20 protein-coding genes and 1 tRNA gene are annotated in these 18608 nt (G+C 64.4%); 17 read left to right on the top strand and 4 right to left on the bottom strand.

What is annotated here, in order from left to right:
• Positions 1-330 precede the first annotated feature (330 nt).
• From NLM25_RS23620 to NLM25_RS23590, 7 genes are all read left to right on the top strand, one after another.
• A complete protein-coding gene (locus tag NLM25_RS23620; RefSeq protein WP_254141247.1) occupies positions 331-1254 on the top strand; it encodes a VOC family protein in 924 nt (307 codons plus the stop codon).
• Between the two features lie 199 nt (positions 1255-1453).
• On the top strand, positions 1454-3304 hold the full coding sequence (ilvD, locus tag NLM25_RS23615; protein WP_254138590.1) for a dihydroxy-acid dehydratase: 1851 nt from the start codon (positions 1454-1456) through the stop codon (positions 3302-3304).
• Positions 3305-3525: 221 nt separating this feature from the next.
• On the top strand, positions 3526-3849 hold the full coding sequence (locus NLM25_RS23610) for a hypothetical protein (RefSeq protein WP_254119523.1): 324 nt from the start codon (positions 3526-3528) through the stop codon (positions 3847-3849).
• A gap of 278 nt (positions 3850-4127) precedes the next feature.
• Positions 4128-4217 (top strand) — tRNA-Ser (locus NLM25_RS23605).
• A gap of 49 nt (positions 4218-4266) precedes the next feature.
• Complete coding sequence (locus NLM25_RS23600; protein WP_254138589.1) at positions 4267-5010, top strand: DUF2786 domain-containing protein; 744 nt, start codon at positions 4267-4269, stop codon at positions 5008-5010.
• A gap of 458 nt (positions 5011-5468) precedes the next feature.
• Positions 5469-5948 (top strand): hypothetical protein, encoded by a 480-nt coding sequence (locus NLM25_RS23595; protein WP_254138588.1) that lies wholly within the window; start codon positions 5469-5471, stop codon positions 5946-5948.
• Between the two features lie 119 nt (positions 5949-6067).
• Complete coding sequence (locus NLM25_RS23590; RefSeq protein WP_254119506.1) at positions 6068-6259, top strand: hypothetical protein; 192 nt, start codon at positions 6068-6070, stop codon at positions 6257-6259.
• A 57-nt stretch (positions 6260-6316) separates the two neighbouring features.
• Here NLM25_RS23590 and NLM25_RS23585 read toward each other — a convergent pair whose 3' ends face one another.
• Complete coding sequence (locus NLM25_RS23585) at positions 6317-6541, bottom strand: hypothetical protein (RefSeq protein ID WP_254119504.1); 225 nt, start codon at positions 6539-6541, stop codon at positions 6317-6319.
• Positions 6542-6802: 261 nt separating this feature from the next.
• Between NLM25_RS23585 and NLM25_RS23580 the strand changes: the two genes are divergently transcribed.
• Positions 6803-7120 carry a DUF1476 domain-containing protein gene (locus NLM25_RS23580; RefSeq protein ID WP_254119502.1) on the top strand — a complete coding sequence of 106 codons (318 nt, stop codon included), beginning with the start codon at positions 6803-6805 and terminating at the stop codon, positions 7118-7120.
• A 19-nt stretch (positions 7121-7139) separates the two neighbouring features.
• Here the strand turns inward: NLM25_RS23580 and NLM25_RS23575 are convergent, their stop codons facing one another.
• Positions 7140-7718, bottom strand: coding sequence for a TIGR00645 family protein (locus tag NLM25_RS23575; RefSeq protein WP_254138587.1), 579 nt, complete (start codon positions 7716-7718; stop codon positions 7140-7142).
• Between the two features lie 174 nt (positions 7719-7892).
• Here NLM25_RS23575 and NLM25_RS23570 point away from each other — a divergent pair, with 174 nt between their 5' ends.
• The gene (locus NLM25_RS23570) at positions 7893-8177 is read left to right on the top strand and encodes a hypothetical protein (RefSeq protein WP_254141246.1); all 285 of its coding nucleotides are present in this window, start codon (positions 7893-7895) and stop codon (positions 8175-8177) included.
• Between the two features lie 32 nt (positions 8178-8209).
• Here NLM25_RS23570 and NLM25_RS43930 read toward each other — a convergent pair whose 3' ends face one another.
• Positions 8210-8338 carry a hypothetical protein gene (locus tag NLM25_RS43930; RefSeq protein ID WP_256565480.1) on the bottom strand — a complete coding sequence of 43 codons (129 nt, stop codon included), beginning with the start codon at positions 8336-8338 and terminating at the stop codon, positions 8210-8212.
• 804 nt (positions 8339-9142) lie between these two features.
• On the opposite strand from NLM25_RS43930, the gene NLM25_RS23565 reads away from it, so the two are divergent.
• Positions 9143-10063 (top strand): septal ring lytic transglycosylase RlpA family protein, encoded by a 921-nt coding sequence (locus NLM25_RS23565; RefSeq protein WP_254138586.1) that lies wholly within the window; start codon positions 9143-9145, stop codon positions 10061-10063.
• Here the strand turns inward: NLM25_RS23565 and NLM25_RS23560 are convergent.
• Entirely contained in the window at positions 10057-11013 is a 957-nt protein-coding gene (locus NLM25_RS23560) for an alpha/beta fold hydrolase (protein ID WP_254138585.1), read from the bottom strand. The two genes, NLM25_RS23565 and NLM25_RS23560, sit on opposite strands and share 7 nt — an antisense overlap.
• 154 nt (positions 11014-11167) lie before the next feature.
• Between NLM25_RS23560 and NLM25_RS23555 the strand changes: the two genes are divergently transcribed.
• From NLM25_RS23555 to NLM25_RS23525, 7 genes are all read left to right on the top strand, one after another.
• Entirely contained in the window at positions 11168-12430 is a 1263-nt protein-coding gene (locus NLM25_RS23555; protein WP_254138584.1) for a D-alanyl-D-alanine carboxypeptidase family protein, read from the top strand.
• 2 nt (positions 12431-12432) lie between these two features.
• A complete protein-coding gene (tmk, locus tag NLM25_RS23550; RefSeq protein WP_254119492.1) occupies positions 12433-13119 on the top strand; it encodes a dTMP kinase in 687 nt (228 codons plus the stop codon).
• Positions 13116-14162, top strand: coding sequence for a DNA polymerase III subunit delta' (locus NLM25_RS23545; RefSeq protein ID WP_254138583.1), 1047 nt, complete (start codon positions 13116-13118; stop codon positions 14160-14162). Before tmk ends, NLM25_RS23545 begins: the two co-directional genes overlap by 4 nt.
• 109 nt (positions 14163-14271) lie before the next feature.
• Positions 14272-16260 carry a methionine--tRNA ligase gene (metG, locus tag NLM25_RS23540; RefSeq protein WP_254138582.1) on the top strand — a complete coding sequence of 663 codons (1989 nt, stop codon included), beginning with the start codon at positions 14272-14274 and terminating at the stop codon, positions 16258-16260.
• Positions 16261-16273: 13 nt separating this feature from the next.
• Complete coding sequence (locus NLM25_RS23535; RefSeq protein WP_254138581.1) at positions 16274-17050, top strand: TatD family hydrolase; 777 nt, start codon at positions 16274-16276, stop codon at positions 17048-17050.
• Positions 17051-17063: 13 nt separating this feature from the next.
• Positions 17064-17861 carry an MBL fold metallo-hydrolase gene (locus NLM25_RS23530; RefSeq protein ID WP_254119484.1) on the top strand — a complete coding sequence of 266 codons (798 nt, stop codon included), beginning with the start codon at positions 17064-17066 and terminating at the stop codon, positions 17859-17861.
• A 152-nt stretch (positions 17862-18013) separates the two neighbouring features.
• Entirely contained in the window at positions 18014-18607 is a 594-nt protein-coding gene (locus NLM25_RS23525; RefSeq protein WP_254138580.1) for a TRAP transporter small permease, read from the top strand.
• Position 18608: the final 1 nt, after the last annotated feature.

Here is an 18608-nt window from a genome sequence, read left to right as displayed (position 1 = left end):
CAATTGTTGTGTGTCGGGTGTCGGCACTGCGGAGGCCGATGCGCCCCCCGCCAGCGAGAACGTCAACCCTGCGGCTCCGAACGCCGGCACGGCGACTTTGGTTACGCGCTTCTTCCCTTTAGAAGTCTTCTTCGCCTGCCGCATGGTCGAACCTCCGAGCATTGCAAGAAGCATCCCAGCCACGGTAAGTCTACGCTCAGGAAATCACGCGAGCAACAATGACGCGCACGAAAGCGCGGGGCCGCACGTTCAGGATGTATTCATCTTCATGAACGGCAACCGGCGCGACCGGTTGACACAGCGCATCAACGATCCACGCTCTTGGTGCGCATGCTGTTTGGTGCAGTGCCGCAAGAGCATCGCATCTTGAACGGAGAGATCGGCGTGGCAGATCAATCAGGGCTTTTCGCTTGGTATGAACTCCTGACCACGGATGTCGCGGCGGCGGGCGCATTTTATCGCAAGGCCGTCGGTTGGGACGTGAAGGAGGAATCGACCCCGGAGCTGCCTTACACGGTGCTGCGCAGCGGCGGGGCTCCGCTGGGCGGACTTATGGAGATCCCGGAAGAGGGGCGGAGATTGGGGGCGACGCCGAGATGGATGGGATACGTCGCCGTCGACGACCTGGACGCCACCACCGCGCAGATCCAGCGTCTTGGAGGCACGATCTTTGTGCCGCCGACGGACACCAATATTGGCCGAATAGCAGTCGTTGCAGATCCGCAGGAAGCGACGTTCGGACTGATCCAAGAACCGACCTATGGCCGGGGGAAACCGGGTCGGCTGGACGAGCCGGGGCGCGTAGGCTGGCATGAGCTGCTGGCCGCCGACCGAACAGCGATCTTCGATTTCTACGGAGAACTATTTGGTTGGCAGAAGGCCGACGCTCAAACCGATCCAACGGACTGGTATCAATTGTTTTCGGCGGGTGGGCAAACGGTCGGCGGCATGCTGACGAAGCTTCCGGCCGTCGCGCAGCCATGCTGGCTGCATTACTTCAATGTCGACGACATCGGCGCTGCGGCGAGGCATGTGACTGCTGGTGGAGGCCGTATCCTCCAGGGTCCGATCGAATTGCCAGATGGCTGCTGGATTGCACGATGTGTCGATCCCCAGGGCGCGCTGTTTGCACTGCAGGGGGCCCGAGGTCAGGCTGACATCGAGCAATCCGCGGCCTCGGAGGTCGGGTGGTCCGCCAAGTGGGGCGGCATTGCCTCCCAGGGGAGAATTGTGCTGCCCAAGCCGAAGCGCTAGCTCCAGGGTCCGTCCGGCGCTGGCGCGACCCTGAATAGTCCGCGCCGGGAGCAGGGGAGGCCTGCGCAAGGCCGATCCGGGGCTATCAGGGGCAAGTTCCCGTTGCGCGCGCCCACCCCGTGCGCTATCCGGCCGGAAAGGCTTGAGGCGGCTTCGATATTTTCCCGCCCGGCCAGCCAAACCGAGGACGGAAACCGCCATGCCAGCCTATCGCTCCCGCACCACCACCCACGGCCGTAACATGGCGGGCGCCCGCGGCCTCTGGCGCGCGACGGGCATGAAGGATGCGGATTTCGGCAAGCCGATCATCGCGGTCGTCAACTCCTTCACCCAGTTCGTGCCCGGCCACGTCCATCTCAAGGACCTCGGCCAGCTGGTGGCGCGGGAGATCGAGCAGGCGGGCGGCGTCGCCAAGGAATTCAACACCATCGCGGTCGACGACGGCATCGCCATGGGCCATGACGGCATGCTCTACAGCCTGCCGTCGCGCGAGCTGATCGCCGACAGCGTCGAGTACATGGCCAACGCCCATTGCGCCGACGGCCTCGTCTGCATCTCCAACTGCGACAAGATCACGCCCGGCATGCTGATGGCCGCGCTGCGGCTCAACATCCCCGCCGTGTTCGTCTCGGGCGGCCCGATGGAGGCCGGCAAGGTCAAGCTCGCCGGCAAGACCAAGGCGGTCGACCTCATCGACGCCATGGTGGCCGCGGCCGACTCCAAGGTCAGCGACGAGGACGTCAAGGTGATCGAGCGCTCGGCGTGCCCGACCTGCGGCTCCTGCTCGGGCATGTTCACGGCGAACTCGATGAACTGCCTGACCGAGGCGCTCGGACTCGCGCTGCCCGGTAACGGCACAGTGGTCGCGACCCATGCCGACCGCAAGCGCCTGTTCGTCGAGGCCGGCCACACCATCGTCGATCTCGTCCGCCGCTATTACGAGCAGGACGATGACTCGGTGCTGCCGCGCAACGTCGCCAACTTCAAGGCGTTCGAGAACGCCATGACGCTCGACATCGCGATGGGCGGCTCGACCAACACCGTGCTGCATCTTTTGGCCGCCGCCCACGAAGGCGAGGTCAAGTTCACCATGCAGGACATCGATCGCCTGTCGCGCCGCGTGCCGGTGCTCTGCAAGGTCGCGCCGTCGGTCGCCGACGTGCATGTCGAGGACGTGCACCGTGCCGGCGGCATCATGGGCATTCTGGGCGAGCTCGACCGCGCCGGGCTGATCGACACCTCGGTCTCGACGGTGCACGCGCCGACCATGAACGATGCGCTGGAGCGCTGGGACATCAAGCGCTCGAAGAGCGAGTCCGTCCGCACCTTCTATCGCGCTTCGCCCGGCGGCATCCCGACCCAGGTCGCCTTCAGCCAGGAGCGCCGCTACGACGAGCTCGATGCCGACCGCGAGAAGGGCGTCGTGCGCGATCTCGAGCATGCCTTCAGCAAGGACGGCGGTCTCGCCGTGCTCTACGGCAACCTCGCGCAGGACGGCTGCATCGTGAAGACTGCCGGCGTCGACGCCTCGATCCTGAAATTCTCCGGTCCCGCGCGTGTGTTCGAGAGCCAGGACGCAGCCGTCGAAGGCATCCTGGGCGGCAAGGTCGTCGCCGGCGAGATCGTGGTCATCATCTATGAAGGCCCGCGCGGCGGCCCCGGCATGCAGGAGATGCTGTATCCGACCAGCTATCTGAAATCGATGGGCCTCGGCAAAGCCTGCGCGCTCGTCACCGACGGACGCTTCTCCGGTGGCTCGTCCGGCCTGTCGATCGGCCACCTGTCGCCGGAAGCGGCCGAAGGCGGCAATATCGGTCTCGTCCGCACCGGCGACCGCATCGCCATCGACATTCCGAACCGCAGCATCAGCCTGGAGGTTTCCGACGAGGAACTGGCCAGCCGCCGCGCCGCGGAGGAGGCGAAGGGCGATGCCGCCTGGCAGCCCGCTGCGCGCAAGCGCAACGTCTCGACCGCGCTGCAGGCCTACGCTGCGCTCACCACCAGCGCCGCGCGCGGTGCGGTGCGCGAGGTGAAGCGGCGCACGAACTAGGCACTGCACCGTTCGCGCTCGTGTGCATGGTCAACAAGTTCTGAACGGCCGGCGAGAGCCGGCCGTTCGCATTAAGGATGCCCCGACGAACTTCGGCAGCTCAGGATTTTGCGGCGTATACTGCGATCGACCTTCGCAAATCCATTTCGGGAAACTGGGGCACCACCGCAATGTCTCGTACTTTCGCTGTCGTTTTCTCAACAGTCGTCGCCGCGATTTCGATGACGGGTGCAGCCTCCGCCGGCTGCTACAATTGCTACACGCCGCCGCCGTGCACGACCTGCTACCAGCAGCAATATGTGCAGCCGCAATACCGCACCGTCGACGAGACCGTGATGGTCTCTCCCGGCTCCGTCGTCGCGCATCGCACGCCGGCGCAGTACCGCACCGTGATGGTGCCGCAGACCGTGATGGTCGCGCCGCCCGGCGTCCAGTACGAGCGCATCCCGCCGCAATACGCGACGCGCCAGCGCGTCGAGATGGTCTCGCCCGGCTATTCCTACTACGCCCCGGTGCAGATGGGCTGCGCGTCCTGCGGCTACTGAGCCGACGCAAGCAACAACGGTTTCGAGCGGCGCTCCTCACGGGGCGCCGTTTTCTTTTGCGGGCAGAAAGCGAGGCCCGGAAACGGAGGCAACTCCAAACCGGGCCTCGCAACCGGCGACGCCCTGGGAGATGTCGCCAGTGTCCGGGATTGCTGCGGAATACAGGCTAAGGGAACACGCTGACGCTCGCCTGACAGATCGGGTGTTTGGGATAGGGCGCGCCAACTTCGCGTTGCCTTGCGCCTTCGACTACGTTAAGCGACAGCCATTCCGGGTTTGGAAGGGTGGCCGAGTGGTTTAAGGCACCGGTCTTGAAAACCGGCGTGCCCGCAAGGGTACCGTGGGTTCGAATCCCACCCCTTCCGCCAGAATATGCGACCGGGGTTTGTCGGTCAGGCTTTCCCGGGCAGGTGATCGGTGAATCAGACGTTCAATCCGGCCGCGCTCGACAAGCTGAAGGCCCGCATTCAGGCGTTGCGCGCCAAAACGATCGCCAATGGCTGCACCGAGGACGAGGCGCTGTCTGCCGCCGCCAAGGTCGCCGAGCTGCTGGATCGCCACGATTTGTCGCTCTCCGACGTCGAGCTGCGCGCGTCGCCGTGCGAGCGGAGGGTCTTTGAGACCCATCGCAAGAAGCGAATTCCCCTGGACGACTGTATCGGCGCGATCGCTCATTTCTGCGATTGCCGGGTCTGGCGCGAGAAGAACGCGGCCGGCGAGAGCTGCTATGTGTTCTTCGGTCTCGGCGCGGATATCGAGGTCGCGCATTATCTGGCCGAATTGATCGACGGCGCCGTGCGCGCCGAACTCGGCCGCTTCAAGACTTCGGTCGACTACATCAGGTTCCGGCACCAGGAGCGGCATCTGGCCAATGGCTCCTTCGCGCTCGGGATGGTGGCGTCGATCGCGCGCAGGATGGTGGCGATCAAGGCCAGTCGCGATCAGGTCAACGAAACCACCGGCCGCGGGCTGGTGGTTCTCAAGACCTCGGTGGTCGATGCAGAATTCGACAAGCTCGACCTCAAGCTCCGGACCCAGCGCAGCACGAGCCGGATGGTTTCGATGACGGCCTATGAAGCCGGCGGCGCCGCCGGAGCGTCGCTTGCCATCAATCCCGGCCTTGGCGGGTCGCAGTCGGGGACCACTCCCAAAGGGAGCTGAACGGACCAGGGAGGGCGCGGCTTCGGCTGGAGCCGAGAGGATCGCGGTGTCATGAGGTCACACGACCGCAATCCTCTCATCGTCACTCTTCTGGCTACGCGCTTGGCGAACCATAGCTTTCAGGGCAAGTGACCATTTCGGAATAATAGTATTCTACCCCTGTTTTGCCCGACGAGTCAAAACGGCCTTATACAGGACGCGCAAGCCGTTGATTTCAAACGCATCGGCTACTGTGCATGGGGTTGTTTTCGACAATTTGAATGCAGCGCTCTCCGTCCATTTCGGTTGTATGAAATAGCTCACGCTACCTGACAAAATATTCGCCGTTCATTCGGGCGCGAAGGTGCGTGTTGAGATGACGGCATCCACAGCCGCCTTCTCCGTCATGCTTTGCCCGGGGGCTGGAATGGACACCGAAGCACTGACCGTTGCTCATGCGCGGGTGAAGGCGATCCTGGATGAAGCCGCGGGCGACAGCACTGCCGACTATGGCGGTGCGGGCGGTTCTGGGGCAACGGCGCGGCGGCGCTGGAGGCGGCCGACATCTTCGGCATCAAGATGGTCGCGCCGGTGCCGGCGGGGTCGGTGACCTCAAGATGGTGACCGAGTGGTGCAGGCTCGGCTTCATCGTGCGCAATCCCTACGAGCCGGCGGTCCAGCCCGCCGACAGTTACAGCGCCAAATGCATCAGCGTCGAGCGAACAACGAGATCGAGACCCGATCCAAAAAAGCGAGGCATCATGAGCGACGATCCATTCGTCGGACATTGGACCTACCGCAGCCTGCTCAACGATCCTCGACGTCATGGAGGTACGGAGCTGGCGCGTCAGGTTCAGCAAAATACCCAATACTATCCAGACCCTCCCGTTCGCAGCGCGATTCCCGCAGCACCGCAATGCCCTCTCGTCGGCGTCAAGGCGCCGGGTTCGAAGCAATAGGTCCGGCCGACCACCGAGCGCATCATCTAACTATCTGATATTTTGAGACTTCGATCGGCCACGCCGGCCTGTCTGGTTCAGCTCGTGGAACCCTTTCGCCGCTTCCGCGTTATCTTGGCATGACTGAAGACCTTTCCTTCCGACGCAAACCCTTGACCCCTGAGCAGCGCCAGGCTCGTGATGCCGCACGCCGAATCGAGGCCGAAAAGGCCATGCGAGATCACGAAGAGGCGCAGAAGGCGTTTTACGCCAACAAGGATCGGCTGAAGGCCGAGCGGCTCGCGCGCGAAGCGGCCGCAGCGAAGGGCTGACCGAACGCGGTCGACGCCAGCAATCGCCTGAATCGATCTCCCGACCGTGACCGGCAGCTAATGCCGGTTGGACATCCCGGTTGCGCTCAAAGCCAGCTTGAGCGCCTGGACGGCGCCTGCGAACGCGCCGCGAGGCGCTTGCGCCTCGATCGCTTCGGCCGCGATGCGACAATCGTCGGCGACCTTGAGCAGCCCGCTTCGCGTGAGGTCCATGGTGGAGAGGGCGGCCTGCTCCAGGCAGACCCGTTCAAGCCGTCGAAACTCCCGCAGGTCCTTGTTCATGCGTCAGCTCTCGATGTCCCCCGGGCCATCCCGCGCCGAGTCTGTTTAACAAACGGTAAACGGCTCTGCCTAGCCGAGCTGGCTGGCGCAGCGCTGGTGCTTCCGTGCACACGCCCGGGCCCGGCGCACCGCCGCGCCAGGCTTGACGGCGTCTGCCTTCCGGGAGGAAGATTCAAATGATCCTAAACTGACGAGAACCACGGAGACGTTCGCTCCCAGCCAGTCCGATCCTCATCGAGCGAAAACGCAATGGAGCTGACCATGACCACGTTCGACAAGCGCGAGCAGGGCTTTGAGGCCAAATTCGCCCATGACGAGGACCTCATGTTCAAGGCCACGGCCCGGTCCAACAAGTTGCTCGGGCTCTGGGCCGCGGGCCAGCTCGGGCTCAGCGGCGATGCCGCGGCCAGCTACGCGACCGCACTGGTGACGGACAATCTGGGGAGCCAGACGATCGACGATGTCGTGGGCAAGGTCTCAGCCGATCTCGCCGGCAAGGGCGTCGGGCGTGAGCAGGTCGCCCTGAAGCTGCAGGAATGCCTGCACCAGGCGCTGCAGCAGCTCGAGGCGGACAAGTAAGGAGGGCCGCCGTGGCACTTCACTCGGCGTGCTTGCGCATGCCTGAATCGCTGAGCTTATCCACGTAGGCAATGCCGATCGCCGAGAGAATGAAGGTGATGTGGATCAGCACCTGCCACATCACGCCGGTCTCGGTGAAGCCGGCGCGGCTCGAGCCGAGATTGCCGGCCTCGATGAAGGTGCGCAGCAGCGCGATCGAGGAGATGCCGATGATGGCCATGGCGAGCTTGATCTTCAGGACGCTCGCATTGACGTGGCCGAGCCATTCCGGCTCGTCGGGATGGCCCTGGAGGTCGAGCCGCGAGACGAAGGTCTCGTAGCCGCCGACGATCACCATCACGAGCAGATTGGAGATCATCACGACGTCGATGAGCGCGAGCACGCTCATCATGATCTGCTGCTCGGTGAGGTCGAGGGCGTGCCAGGAGAGATGCCACAACTCCTTCAGGAACAGCGCGATGTAGACGCATTGCGCCACGATCAGTCCGAGATAGAGCGGCAGTTGCAGCCAGCGCGATCCGAAGATGACCATCGGGAGCAGGCCCAGGCGCGGCAAGGGCGGGCGGGGTTCGGTCCTGGGCTCAGGCTCAACCGACATTCAGGCAGCATCCTCGCGAGCTGAGATGATCTCGCTTTCATGTAACCCGACAAGATGGCCGGCGGAAGACGCGAAGCCGCCCTGCCTCGGCCGACAGATTGCGTCGTCTCGTGCTACCGTGCCGAACGGCCACGGCGCGACGGCTTGAATCGGGAGGCGGAAGTGTCTTCGGGAGTGTCTTGGAGCGGCTTCGGCAGGGGGCTGGGCGGCATCGCAGTCGCAATGCTGGTTGGCGCCGGCGGCGCGGAGGTCGCGGCGACACCACTGACGCCGTTTCGCTATGAGGCGCAGGCGCAGCGTCATTGCCCGCACGACCAGGTGGTCTGGCTCGATTTCAGGAAAGGCATCTACTACGGCAAGGGCCAGAAGCGGTACGGTCAGGGTTTCGACGGGAGCTTTGTCTGCCTCCGCGAGGCTCGCGACAGCTCTTATCGCCGCTCGCTATTGGGCCTGCGCTGAGCGCCACGTGATTCGGAAGTTCGCAGGCCCGGCTATTTCCGGCCTGGCAGCTTCATCGGCACGTGCGGGGAGGTGCTGATGACGCGGGGACTTCCGTCGGGATAGGTGCGATCGCCGCGGATCAGGGATTCCAGAACCAGGAAAAATTTTTCAGCAAGCATTTGCGTCACCCTCGTTGGTGATGGCCTCTTGAAATGAGTCGAGGCGTCAAACGCAGAAATTCAATCAACTAAATGGGAGCGGGGCAATCCAAAACGGGTGCCGTGCTGCATCGCGGTATAGTTGTGGTTAGAAATAAGAAAAGTGGTGGTGGTGCTCAGCCGAAGGCCAGCGCCACAAGGCTCGAGCAGAGTAGGACCAAGCCGCCGGCGGTCAGTGCCAGGAAGCCATCCGATACGAAGTCATGATTGCGCATGGGACACCTGCCGCTCTCGTCTTCTATGCTCGGTCGGATCGCTTAAAATTATCCGAACGTGCTGGCTTGAAAGAGGGGATGCTTGCCGTCCGCGCGAATGCCGTCAGGCCCTCGTGCGGTAACCTTCAAACGCATGGGCCAGGAAGATCCCCGCGCTTACCAGACCCATCAGTGCCGAAACCGTCTCGATCATCGTCAAATTCCAGTTCGCCCTTGCAGCCGAGAAAACGCGTGCGGCCTTGCACAGTCAAAAGAATTCCAGTGAGCCACAAGACAATGGGGGTGGAGTGAGGATTCAGCGCAACAGAATGTCCAGGAGTGGCACAGGGCGGGGGCTTCCTCTCCCGTAGAGCAACGGGAGAAAAGCGAACGTCCCGTTTACCATCCCAGCGTGATCGCCGTGGGCTCCCCATTTCCGCCGTGTTCGGGTTGCGTTATCCTTACTGCTTCCGACGCGGTGGTGGGCCGCCTCGGATCAAAGGACCGGACAGCGCTCCCCCGTAGCCAAAGCGGGTTGGGTACGCCTCCGGCGAAGTGGTATTTGGGGCACATGGGGATCCGACGGTCAGATTCGGTTTTGCGGGCCGCGCGCGGTGTTGCGGCGGTCGCGACCTGCCTTGCGCTCGCCAATTGCGCCTCCTCCAACAAGTTCGCCAGCCGGGTCGATCCGAAATACGGCGTATCCTCGAGCCCCCGGGTCGTGGCGTTTGGGGATCCGGTCCCGAAGGGCGGCGGCACCTACCGCGTCGGCAAGCCCTATGTCGTGGCCGGCCGGACCTATGTGCCGGAGGAGGACGTCAACTACCGCGCCGAGGGCATGGCGTCCTGGTACGGCGACGATTTCCATGGCCGCCTGACCGCCAATGGCGAAGTGTTCGACATGACCTCGCTGACGGCGGCGCATCCGACCCTGCCGATGCCGTCCTATGCGCGGGTGACCAACATCTCGAACGGCAAATCGCTGATCGTGCGCGTCAACGACCGCGGGCCCTATCACGGCAACCGGCTCATCGACGTATCGAACAAAGCTGCCGAACTCCTTGAATTCAAAGGTAATGGCGTCGCCAAGGTCCGTGTCGAATATGTCGGCCGGGCGCCGCTCGAAGGCTCCGACGATCGCCAGCTGATGGCGACCCTGCGCACCGGGATCCCGGCGCCGTCGCCCTCGATGGTGCGGGTCGCCTCGGCAAGGCCCTTCGTGCCGGAGCTGCCATCGTCGAACCGCAGCGCCATTCGCGGCGAGGTTCCGATGCCGGAGGGCCGGCCCTACAATCTCGGCAACACCTCCGCCGACATGGCTTCGCTCAATGCGACCTCGGAGATGTCGGCCTCGAGCCGAAGCCGGGCGCTCCAGAATGCGCGAGCCGTGTCCTATGACGAGGATGGCCGCTACGCGACCGAGAACGCGCCGTCATCGGCAGACGGCGCTGCCGAGGCTCGCAGCATCCTGAGTGGCCGCGGCCTCTACTGAGCCGCGCGCTCCTTCAAGAACTTCACCAGCGCAGCGTTGACCTCGTCGGGCCGCTCCTGCTGGACCCAATGGCCCGCGCCCTCGATGATCAGTTTGCGCGTCAGATTGGGCAGCACGCGCTCGAGCTCGTTGACCCGCTTGGCCCCGATCAGGCCGGTGATGACGGCGTCTTTCGAGCCGGCGATGAACAGCGAGGGTTGGTGGATCTGCGCGTCCTGCCAGGGCGCCGTCAGCTCCCAGTTGCGGTCGAGGTTGCGGTACCAGTTCAGCCCGCCGCGGAAGCCGGACTTGGCGAAGGTCTTGGTGAAATAGGCCAGATCAGCCTCGCTCAGCCAGCCCGGCAGCGGCTCCTCGACAGTTGCGTGACCGAGAAAGCCCTTGCCCTCCTGGACGAACATCGCGGCGCTGGGATCGGCGAGGCCGCGTCCGCCGAGCACGATGCGCATGGTGCGGGCGACGTCATGCTCGAACTCGGCCTCGGCGACGCCGGGCGTCTGGAAATACTGCCAGTAGAAATTGGTGACGCCGCCCTGGCGCAGCAGATCGAGCGGCTTGCCGCGGCCGCGGAATGGTGGCGGCACGCTCAGGCCCGCCACCGCCGTGAAGATGTCAGGCCGGAACAGCGCCGCATGCCAGGCGACCGGTGCGCCCCAGTCGTGGCCGACCACCGTCGCCTTGCTCTCGCCGAGTGCATGCACGAGGCCAACGACGTCGCCGACCGTGTCGAAGATCGAGTAGGCGGCGACGTCCGCCGGCGCTGCGCTCTGGCCGTAACCGCGCATGTCGGGGGCCACGACGTGGAAACCAGCGTCCGCAAGCGCAGGGATCTGGTGGCGCCAGGAGTAGGATAGCTCCGGCCAGCCATGGCACAGCACCACCAGCGGACCCTGGCCGGCTTCGCGGATGAACAGATCGATCCCGTTGGCCTTGATCACGCGGGTGGACAACATTCGCTTTTCCGCCTTGTTTCAGGGGTTTGGTCGAGAAATATGAGGTGACACGATAGGGGCGCCGCGAGAATCGTGCAATCTCGGGTTCCGGCGGTTAGCCTCGTGTTGTTCGCACCGGTTCCTGCTGTTAGAACGCCGCTCTCAGGGCTTGGCCATGGCATTTCGTCTTTTTCCGCTTCGTCGCACCCGGTTCTCCGCAGGAGTGCTGGCGCGCGGGCTGGTTGCTGCGGTTCTGGTGGCGGGCATCGGCTGGGGCGGGGCGATCTACGCCGCCAACCAGAGCATCCAGGGTGTCAAGAAAGCGGAAGATTCCGGCTTTGATGGTGATGCCCCCACCGCGATCCTGATCGAGGCTTCCAGCGGCAGCGTGCTGTTCGAGAAGAACGCCGACGAGCTGCGCGCGCCCTCCAGCATGATGAAGCTGATGACGGCGGAAGTCGTCTTCAACGCCATCAAGAAGGGCGACATCAAGCCGACCGACGAGTACCGGATCAGCGAGAACGCTTGGCGCAAGGGCGGGGCGCCCTCGGGCGGCTCGACCATGTTCGCCGCCATCAACAGCAAGGTCTCGGTCGACGATCTCCTGCACGGCGCGATCATCCAGAGCGGCAACGACGCCTGCATCGCGCTGGCCGAAGGCATCGCCGGCAACGAGAGAATCTTTGCCTCCGACTTCATGACCAAGCGCGCCCGCGAGCTCGGCATGACGAAGTCGACTTTCGGCAATTCCAACGGCCTGCCCGACCCCGGCAACAAGATGACGGTGCGCGAGCTCGGCATCCTCGCGCGGCACATCATTCTCGACTTCCCCGAATTCTACAAACTGTTCGGCGAGAAGGAGTACACCTGGAACAAGATCCGGCAGCCCAACCGCAATCCGCTGCTCAATTCGATGGAGGGCGCTGACGGTCTGAAGACCGGCTTCACCAAGGAGGGCGGTTACGGCATGGTCGGCTCGGCGGTGCAGAACGGCACGCGGCTGATCGTCGTCGTCAACGGGCTGGAAGATCCGGAAGATCGCGCCACCGAAGCCAAGAAGATGCTGGAATGGGGTTTTCGCAATTTCGAGACCCGCACCCTGATCGCGGCCGACCAGCAAGTCGGCTACGCCAAGGTGTTTGGCGGCGAGAGCCGCTCGGTCAAGCTCGTCGCCAAGACGCCCGTGAAGGTGATGGTGCACAAGAACGGCAGCGACAAGCTGATCGCGCGCGTCGTCTATAGCGGACCGGTGCGCGCCCCGATCGAGGCCGGCCAGAAGGTCGGCCTGGTCAGGGTCTGGCGGAGCGGCAACATCGCGGTGGAGACGCCGGTCTATGCGGCTGAGGCGATTGGCACCGGCTCGACCATGCGCCGCGCCATCGACGGCGCCAGCGAGCTCGTGATCGGTATGTTCCGCGCAGGCGCCGAGAAGCTCTGATCATGAGTGAGAGCGCGGCACAGCGGCCGTCCGGACGCGGACGCTTCATCACCTTTGAAGGTGGCGAGGGGACCGGCAAGTCGACCCAGATCAAGAAGCTGGCCGACCGGCTCAACGCGGCCAGGATGCGGACCCTCGTCACGCGCGAGCCCGGCGGTTCGCCGGGCGCCGAGATCATGCGTCATCTGGTGCTGTCGGGGATGGGCAAGCTGCTGGGGCCCGACGCCGAGACCCTGCTGTTTGCCGCTGCCCGCGACGACCATGTCCGCACCGTGATCGAGCCCGCGCTCAATCGGGGCGCCTGGGTGTTGTGCGACCGCTTTGCCGACTCGACCCGCGCCTATCAGGGCAGTCTCGGCCAGGTGCCGGCTGGCCTCATCAACGCGATGCAGCGGGTCACGATCGGCGATCTCAAGCCGGATCTCACCATCATCCTCGACCTGCCGGTCGAGATCGGCTTGCAGCGCGCCGCCGCACGCCGCGGCAGCGGCACACCGGATAGGTTCGAGGGCGAGAAGCTCAGCTTCCATCAGGGCCTGCGCGAAGCCTATCGCAAGATCGCGGCGGACGATCCCGCGCGCTGCGTGCTGATCGATGCCAATTCCGATCCTGACACGGTCGCCGGGCGCGTCTGGACGGCGCTGCGCGATCGTCTTCTCCCGACACCTGCATCGGTGGTTTCCAGATGAGCCCGCGTCAGGCCGAACGCGAGTCCGCCATTCCGCATCCGCGCGAGACGAGTCTTCTGTTCGGCCATCGCGAAGCCGAGACGGCGCTGCTCGCGGCCTATCGCAGCGGGCGCATTCCGCATGCCTGGCTGATCGGAGGACCGCAGGGGATCGGCAAGGCGACGCTGGCCTATCGCATGGCGCGCTTCGTGCTTTCCAATGGCCAGCCGCTGGCGCCGTCCGTGCAGCGCGCGGAGACCCTTGCGATCGATCCTGATGACGCCGTGGCGCGTCAGGTTGCGGCCAGCTCGCATGGCGGGCTGCTGACGCTGGAACGCACCGCCAACGACCGCGGCGTGATGCGCACGGTGATCACCGTGGACGAGACGCGGGAGACGATCGGCTTCTTCGGCTCGACTGCTGCGGCAGAAGGCTGGCGCGTCTGCATCGTCGACACCGTCGACGAGCTCAATCCGAACGCCGCGAACGCGCTGCTGAAAATCCTCGAGGAACCGCCGCAGCAATCGCTGTTCCTCCTGGTGAGCCACGCGCCGGCGCGCGTGCTCGCCACGATCCAGTCGCGCTGCCGCAAGTTGCGCCTGCGCCCGCTCGGCACGGAAGACGTGATCGGCGCCGCAGCTTCGGCAGCCGACCTCGATCCGAACGATCCGGCGCTGCGCGAGGCCGCTGAGGCCTCCGAGGGCAGTGTCGCGCGGGCGCTGACGCTGCTCGGCGGCGACGCCCTGAAACTCCAGCAGCGTACGGCGGCGCTGCTGGCGCGCCTGCCGCAGGTCGATCCGCGTGAATTGCACACGCTCGGCGAGTCGCTCGGCACCAGCGACCGCGTGGCGCTCGCGGCCTTCATCGACGGCATCGATCGCTGGATCGCGGAGCGACTGCATGCCGACGAAGCGAACGCCAACCAGAACCTGCCGCGCCTTGCGCGCCTTGCAGAGGTATGGGAAAAGATCGTCCGCGCCGCGCGCGACACCGAAACCTACAATCTGGAGCGAAAGCCCTTGGTTTTCTCGGTGTTCGGCTGGCTGGCGGACGCAACGCGCTAGAGCATGATCCGGAAAGGTGCGGAGCGGATTTCCGACAGGATCATGCTCAAAACAATAACCTAACGCAGGTTCGTTTCCAAATTTCGAGAAGCCGGTAAAGGAATTCGTCGTGGCAACGCGAGCTAAGAAAACCGCCAAGGGCAAGAGCAGCAAGAAGAAGGCTGCCAACAAGGCCGCGAAGAAGGCTGTGAAGGCGCCTGCGCGCAAGGCTGCCAAGAAGGTCAAGAAAACCAAGAAGGCTGCCGCCAAGAAGGGCGTGAAGAAGAGCGCTGCGAAGACGGCAAAGAAGGTCGGCAAGAAGGCTGCGAAGAAGCAGGTCGTCGCCAAGAAGGCGGTGAAGAAAGCGGTCAAGAAGCCAGCCAAGACTCCCTCGAAGACTCCCGCGAAGAAGGCGGCCAAGAAGGCGAAGGTTGCGTCACCTGCCGTGATCGCCGCACCGGCTCCTGTCGCTACGCCGCCCAAGGCCGTGAAGCCCAGGGTGTCGAAGCCCAAGGCGCCGCCGGCGCCGAAGCCTGTTGCGGCTCCGCAATCCGCTGCTCCCGCAGCCGCACCCGCGCGCGACAACGTCTTCTACATCACGACCGCGATCGCCTATCCCAACGGCAGCCCGCATATCGGCCACGCCTATGAGGCGATCGCGACCGACGTGCTGGCGCGATTTGCGCGGCTCGACGGCAAGGAGGTGTTCTTCCTGACCGGTACCGACGAGCACGGTCTGAAGATGATCCAGACCGCGCAGAACGAGGGCCTGACGGTGTCGGCGCTGGCGGCTCGCAATGCCGGCCGCTTCAAGGAGATGGACGAACGCCTCAACGTGTCGTTCGACCGCTTCATCCGCACCACCGAAGAGCAGCACCATCGCTCCAGCCAGGAGATCTGGCGGCGCATGGACGCGAACGGCGACATCTATGCCGACACCTATGCCGGCTGGTACTCCGTGCGCGACGAGGCCTATTACGCCGAGGACGAGACGCGCCTGAACGACGACGGCGTGCGTCTCGGGCCGCAAGGCACGCCGGTCGAGTGGGTCGAGGAGAAGAGCTATTTCTTCCGCCTCTCGGCCTATCAGGACAAGCTGCTGAAGCTCTACGAGACGAAGCCTGATTTCATCGGGCCGGACTCCCGCAAGAACGAGGTGGTGAGCTTCGTCAAGGGCGGCCTGCGCGATCTCTCGATCTCGCGCACCACGTTCGACTGGGGCGTCAAGGTGCCCGGCGACGAAGAGCACGTAATGTATGTCTGGGTCGACGCGCTCACCAACTACATCACCGGCGTCGGCTTCCCCGATGAAAGCGACCAGAACTGGCGTTACTGGCCTGCCGATGTGCACATCATCGGCAAGGACATCATCCGCTTCCATGCGGTGTACTGGCCGGCGTTCCTGATGTCGGCCGGCATTCCCGTGCAAAAGCGGGTCTATGCCCACGGCTTCCTGTTCAACAGGGGCGAGAAGATGTCGAAGTCGATCGGCAACGTCGTCGACCCCTTCAATCTCGCCGACCAGTATGGCGTCGACCAGATGCGCTATTTCTTCCTGCGCGAGGTGCCGTTCGGCCAGGACGGCAACTACAATCACGAAGCCATTGTGGCGCGCATCAACGCCGATCTCGCCAACGATCTCGGCAACCTCGCGCAGCGTTCGCTGTCGATGATCGCCAAGCAACTGGGCGGCGTGCTGCCGGAGCCCGGCGAGTTCAGCGACAACGACAAGGCGATCTTGGCGATGGCCGACGGCATGATCGCCACATCGCGCGAGGCGATGGCGACGCAGCAGATCCATCACTGGCTCAATGCCGTGTGGGCCGTGGTCGCGGAAGCCAACCGCTATTTCGCGGGCGAGGCGCCGTGGGCGCTGGCCAAGACCGATCCTGCGCGGCAGAAGACGGTGCTCTATGTCACCGCCGAAGTCGTGCGCCAGATCGCGATCCTGGCCCAGCCGGCGATGCCGACCGCATCTAGCTTGCTGCTCGACAGCCTTGGCATTCCCGCGGACGAGCGGACCTTCGCGATGCTCGGCGGTGCCAGGCGCATCGCGCCAGGCTCGACGCTGCCGGCGCCGACGCCGGCATTCCCGCGCTACATCGAGCCGGCGGCCTGAGGCGCACGTAGCGATGCTGGTCGACAGCCACTGTCATCTGGATTTTCCGGACTTTGCGGAAGATCTCGACGGGATCGTCTCGCGTGCGCGTGCGGCCGGCATCACGCGCATGGTCACGATCTCGACGCGGGTGCGAAAGCTCAATCAGCTTCTCGCCATCGCCGAGCGCTTCGACGACGTCTATTGCTCGGTCGGCACTCATCCGCATAACGCGGATGAGGAGGACGGCATCGCGCCGGACGAGCTGATCGCGCTGACCGAACATCCCAGGGTCGTCGCGCTCGGCGAGGCCGGGCTCGACTATTTCTACGACAACGGCTCGCCGGAGGCGCAGGCGAGGGGCTTTCGCGCCCACATCGCCGCTGCCCGCGCGACCGGCCTGCCGCTGGTGATCCACACCCGCGAGGCGGACGAGGATTGCGCCCGCATCCTGGAAGAGGAAGCGGCCAGGGGATCGTTTCGCGCCGTGCTGCATTGTTACACCGGCGGGCGCGAGCTGGCGCTGAAGGCGGTGTCGCTCGGGCTCTATATCGGCTTCACGGGCATCCTGACTTTCAAGAAATCGGAGGCCCTGCGCGCGCTTGCCGCTGAACTGCCGTCCGACCGTATTCTGGTTGAAACAGACTCGCCCTATCTTGCGCCCGGCAAGTTCCGGGGCAAACGCAACGAGCCGGCCTATGTCGTCGAGGTCGCCAAGGTGCTCGCCGAGGCGCGCGGCGTGTCGTTTGACGAGATCTCGCGCCAGACAAGCGAAAACTTCTTCCGCTTGTTCTCCAAGGTGAAAGCTTAAGGTTGGGAGCCGCATGACGCTGACGCTGACGATCCTGGGTTGCGGCTCCTCCGCCGGCGTGCCGCGCCCGGCGCTCGGCTGGGGCGCCTGCGATCCCAACAATCCGAAGAACCGCCGCCGCCGCTGCTCCCTGCTGGTCGAACAGACGTCAAGCCACGGCACCACGCGCATCGTGATCGACACCTCGCCGGATCTGCGCGAGCAACTGCTCTCGACCGACGTTGATCACATCGATGCGGTGTTCCTGACGCACGAACATGCCGATCAGACCCATGGCATGGACGATCTGCGCTCCGTGGTGCTTCACATGCGCAAGCGCATTCCGGTCTATTTCAACCTGTCGACCGCGAAAGACATCATGGCGCGGTTCTCCTATTGCTTCATCTCGCCGGAAGGCAGCGACTACCCGCCGATCCTGACGCGGCATTCCATCGAGGCGGGCGAGAGCCAGACCGTCTTGGGGAAGGGCGGGGCGGTGACGATGACCGCCTTCCTGGTGGAGCATGGCAAGATCCCCGCGCTCGGCTATCGCATCGGCAACGCCGCCTACACGCCCGATCTCAACGACATTCCGCGCGAGAGCTGGGGCGCGCTGGAGAACCTCGATCTCTGGATCGTCGACGGCCTGCGCTACACCACCCATTCCAGCCATTTCAGCATCAACGACGCGCTGTCCTGGATCGAGCGCTTCAAGCCGAAGCGTGCCGTCATCACCAACATGACCGCCGACGTGGATTACGAGGTGATCCGGCAATCGCTGCCCGCGGGCGTGGTGCCGGCTTTTGACGGGCTACGGCTGGACACGCACTGAATCTGCGGTGGGAATTCCGGCAACAGCCGGCATACTCCTTGCTTGCGCCGGCCCCATCATGTTGATCTAACGTCTGAAAGACAGGCGCTGGACAGGGCGATATTCAATCAGAACCGGCGGCCGCCGGGCTGGTTGTATCGCCTCGTGTGAGGATGGGGATCGCGTTGGCAGGGGACGATGTAGCGACGAGGGGACCGGTGCGACGCGCTCTGGATCTCCTTTATCTCGGTGCGGGCTACGCCGCGGGCGTCTTCCTGGTTGCGATCTTTGCAATCATGATGATCATGTCGGTCGGGCGCCAGTTTGCGATCAACATTCCCGCCGGCGATGATTTCGCGTCCTGGTGCATGGCCGCGATGGCGTTCCTCGGTCTCGCGCACACCTTCAAGCGCGGCGAGATGATCCGCGTCGGTCTGCTGCTGGAGCGGTTGCAGGGGCGAACCAAGCAGATCGCGGAAATCGTGGCGCTCGGCATTGCGACGGCCTTCATTCTCTACTTCACCCGGCACGCGATTCAGATGACCTACGACTCCTGGCGCTTCAACGACGTGGCGCAGGGCGTGGTCGCGCTTCCGCTCTGGATTCCGCAGCTCGGCTTCGCCGGCGGCCTTGCGATCCTGTCGATCGCGCTGATCGATGAAATGGTCAATGTGATCGGGGGCAACCGGCCGAGCTATGAGAAGGGCTCGCCCGACGAGACGCCGGACGAATTCATCGAGCGCATCTCACAGGGCGGGGGAGGTTGAT

The organism is Bradyrhizobium sp. CCGB01 (assembly GCF_024199795.1).
Lineage (GTDB): Bacteria > Pseudomonadota > Alphaproteobacteria > Rhizobiales > Xanthobacteraceae > Bradyrhizobium.
Note: the sequence above shows the minus strand (reverse complement) of the source record. Positions and strands in the feature narration are given on the sequence as shown.

Coding starts and splice junctions, on each gene's coding strand:
- NLM25_RS23620 (WP_254141247.1), top strand. CDS start 331: ATGCTGTTTGGTGCAGTGCCGCAAGAGCATCGCATCTTGAACGGAGAG.
- ilvD (WP_254138590.1), top strand. CDS start 1,454: ATGCCAGCCTATCGCTCCCGCACCACCACCCACGGCCGTAACATGGCG.
- NLM25_RS23610 (WP_254119523.1), top strand. CDS start 3,526: ATGACGGGTGCAGCCTCCGCCGGCTGCTACAATTGCTACACGCCGCCG.
- NLM25_RS23595 (WP_254138588.1), top strand. CDS start 5,469: ATGAAGCCGCGGGCGACAGCACTGCCGACTATGGCGGTGCGGGCGGTT.
- NLM25_RS23590 (WP_254119506.1), top strand. CDS start 6,068: ATGACTGAAGACCTTTCCTTCCGACGCAAACCCTTGACCCCTGAGCAG.
- NLM25_RS23585 (WP_254119504.1), bottom strand. CDS start 6,541: ATGAACAAGGACCTGCGGGAGTTTCGACGGCTTGAACGGGTCTGCCTG.
- NLM25_RS23580 (WP_254119502.1), top strand. CDS start 6,803: ATGACCACGTTCGACAAGCGCGAGCAGGGCTTTGAGGCCAAATTCGCC.
- NLM25_RS23575 (WP_254138587.1), bottom strand. CDS start 7,718: ATGTCGGTTGAGCCTGAGCCCAGGACCGAACCCCGCCCGCCCTTGCCG.
- NLM25_RS43930 (WP_256565480.1), bottom strand. CDS start 8,338: ATGCTTGCTGAAAAATTTTTCCTGGTTCTGGAATCCCTGATCCGCGGC.
- NLM25_RS23565 (WP_254138586.1), top strand. CDS start 9,143: ATGGGGATCCGACGGTCAGATTCGGTTTTGCGGGCCGCGCGCGGTGTT.
- NLM25_RS23560 (WP_254138585.1), bottom strand. CDS start 11,013: ATGTTGTCCACCCGCGTGATCAAGGCCAACGGGATCGATCTGTTCATC.
- NLM25_RS23555 (WP_254138584.1), top strand. CDS start 11,168: ATGGCATTTCGTCTTTTTCCGCTTCGTCGCACCCGGTTCTCCGCAGGA.
- tmk (WP_254119492.1), top strand. CDS start 12,433: ATGAGTGAGAGCGCGGCACAGCGGCCGTCCGGACGCGGACGCTTCATC.
- NLM25_RS23545 (WP_254138583.1), top strand. CDS start 13,116: ATGAGCCCGCGTCAGGCCGAACGCGAGTCCGCCATTCCGCATCCGCGC.
- NLM25_RS23535 (WP_254138581.1), top strand. CDS start 16,274: ATGCTGGTCGACAGCCACTGTCATCTGGATTTTCCGGACTTTGCGGAA.
- NLM25_RS23530 (WP_254119484.1), top strand. CDS start 17,064: ATGACGCTGACGCTGACGATCCTGGGTTGCGGCTCCTCCGCCGGCGTG.
- NLM25_RS23525 (WP_254138580.1), top strand. CDS start 18,014: ATGGGGATCGCGTTGGCAGGGGACGATGTAGCGACGAGGGGACCGGTG.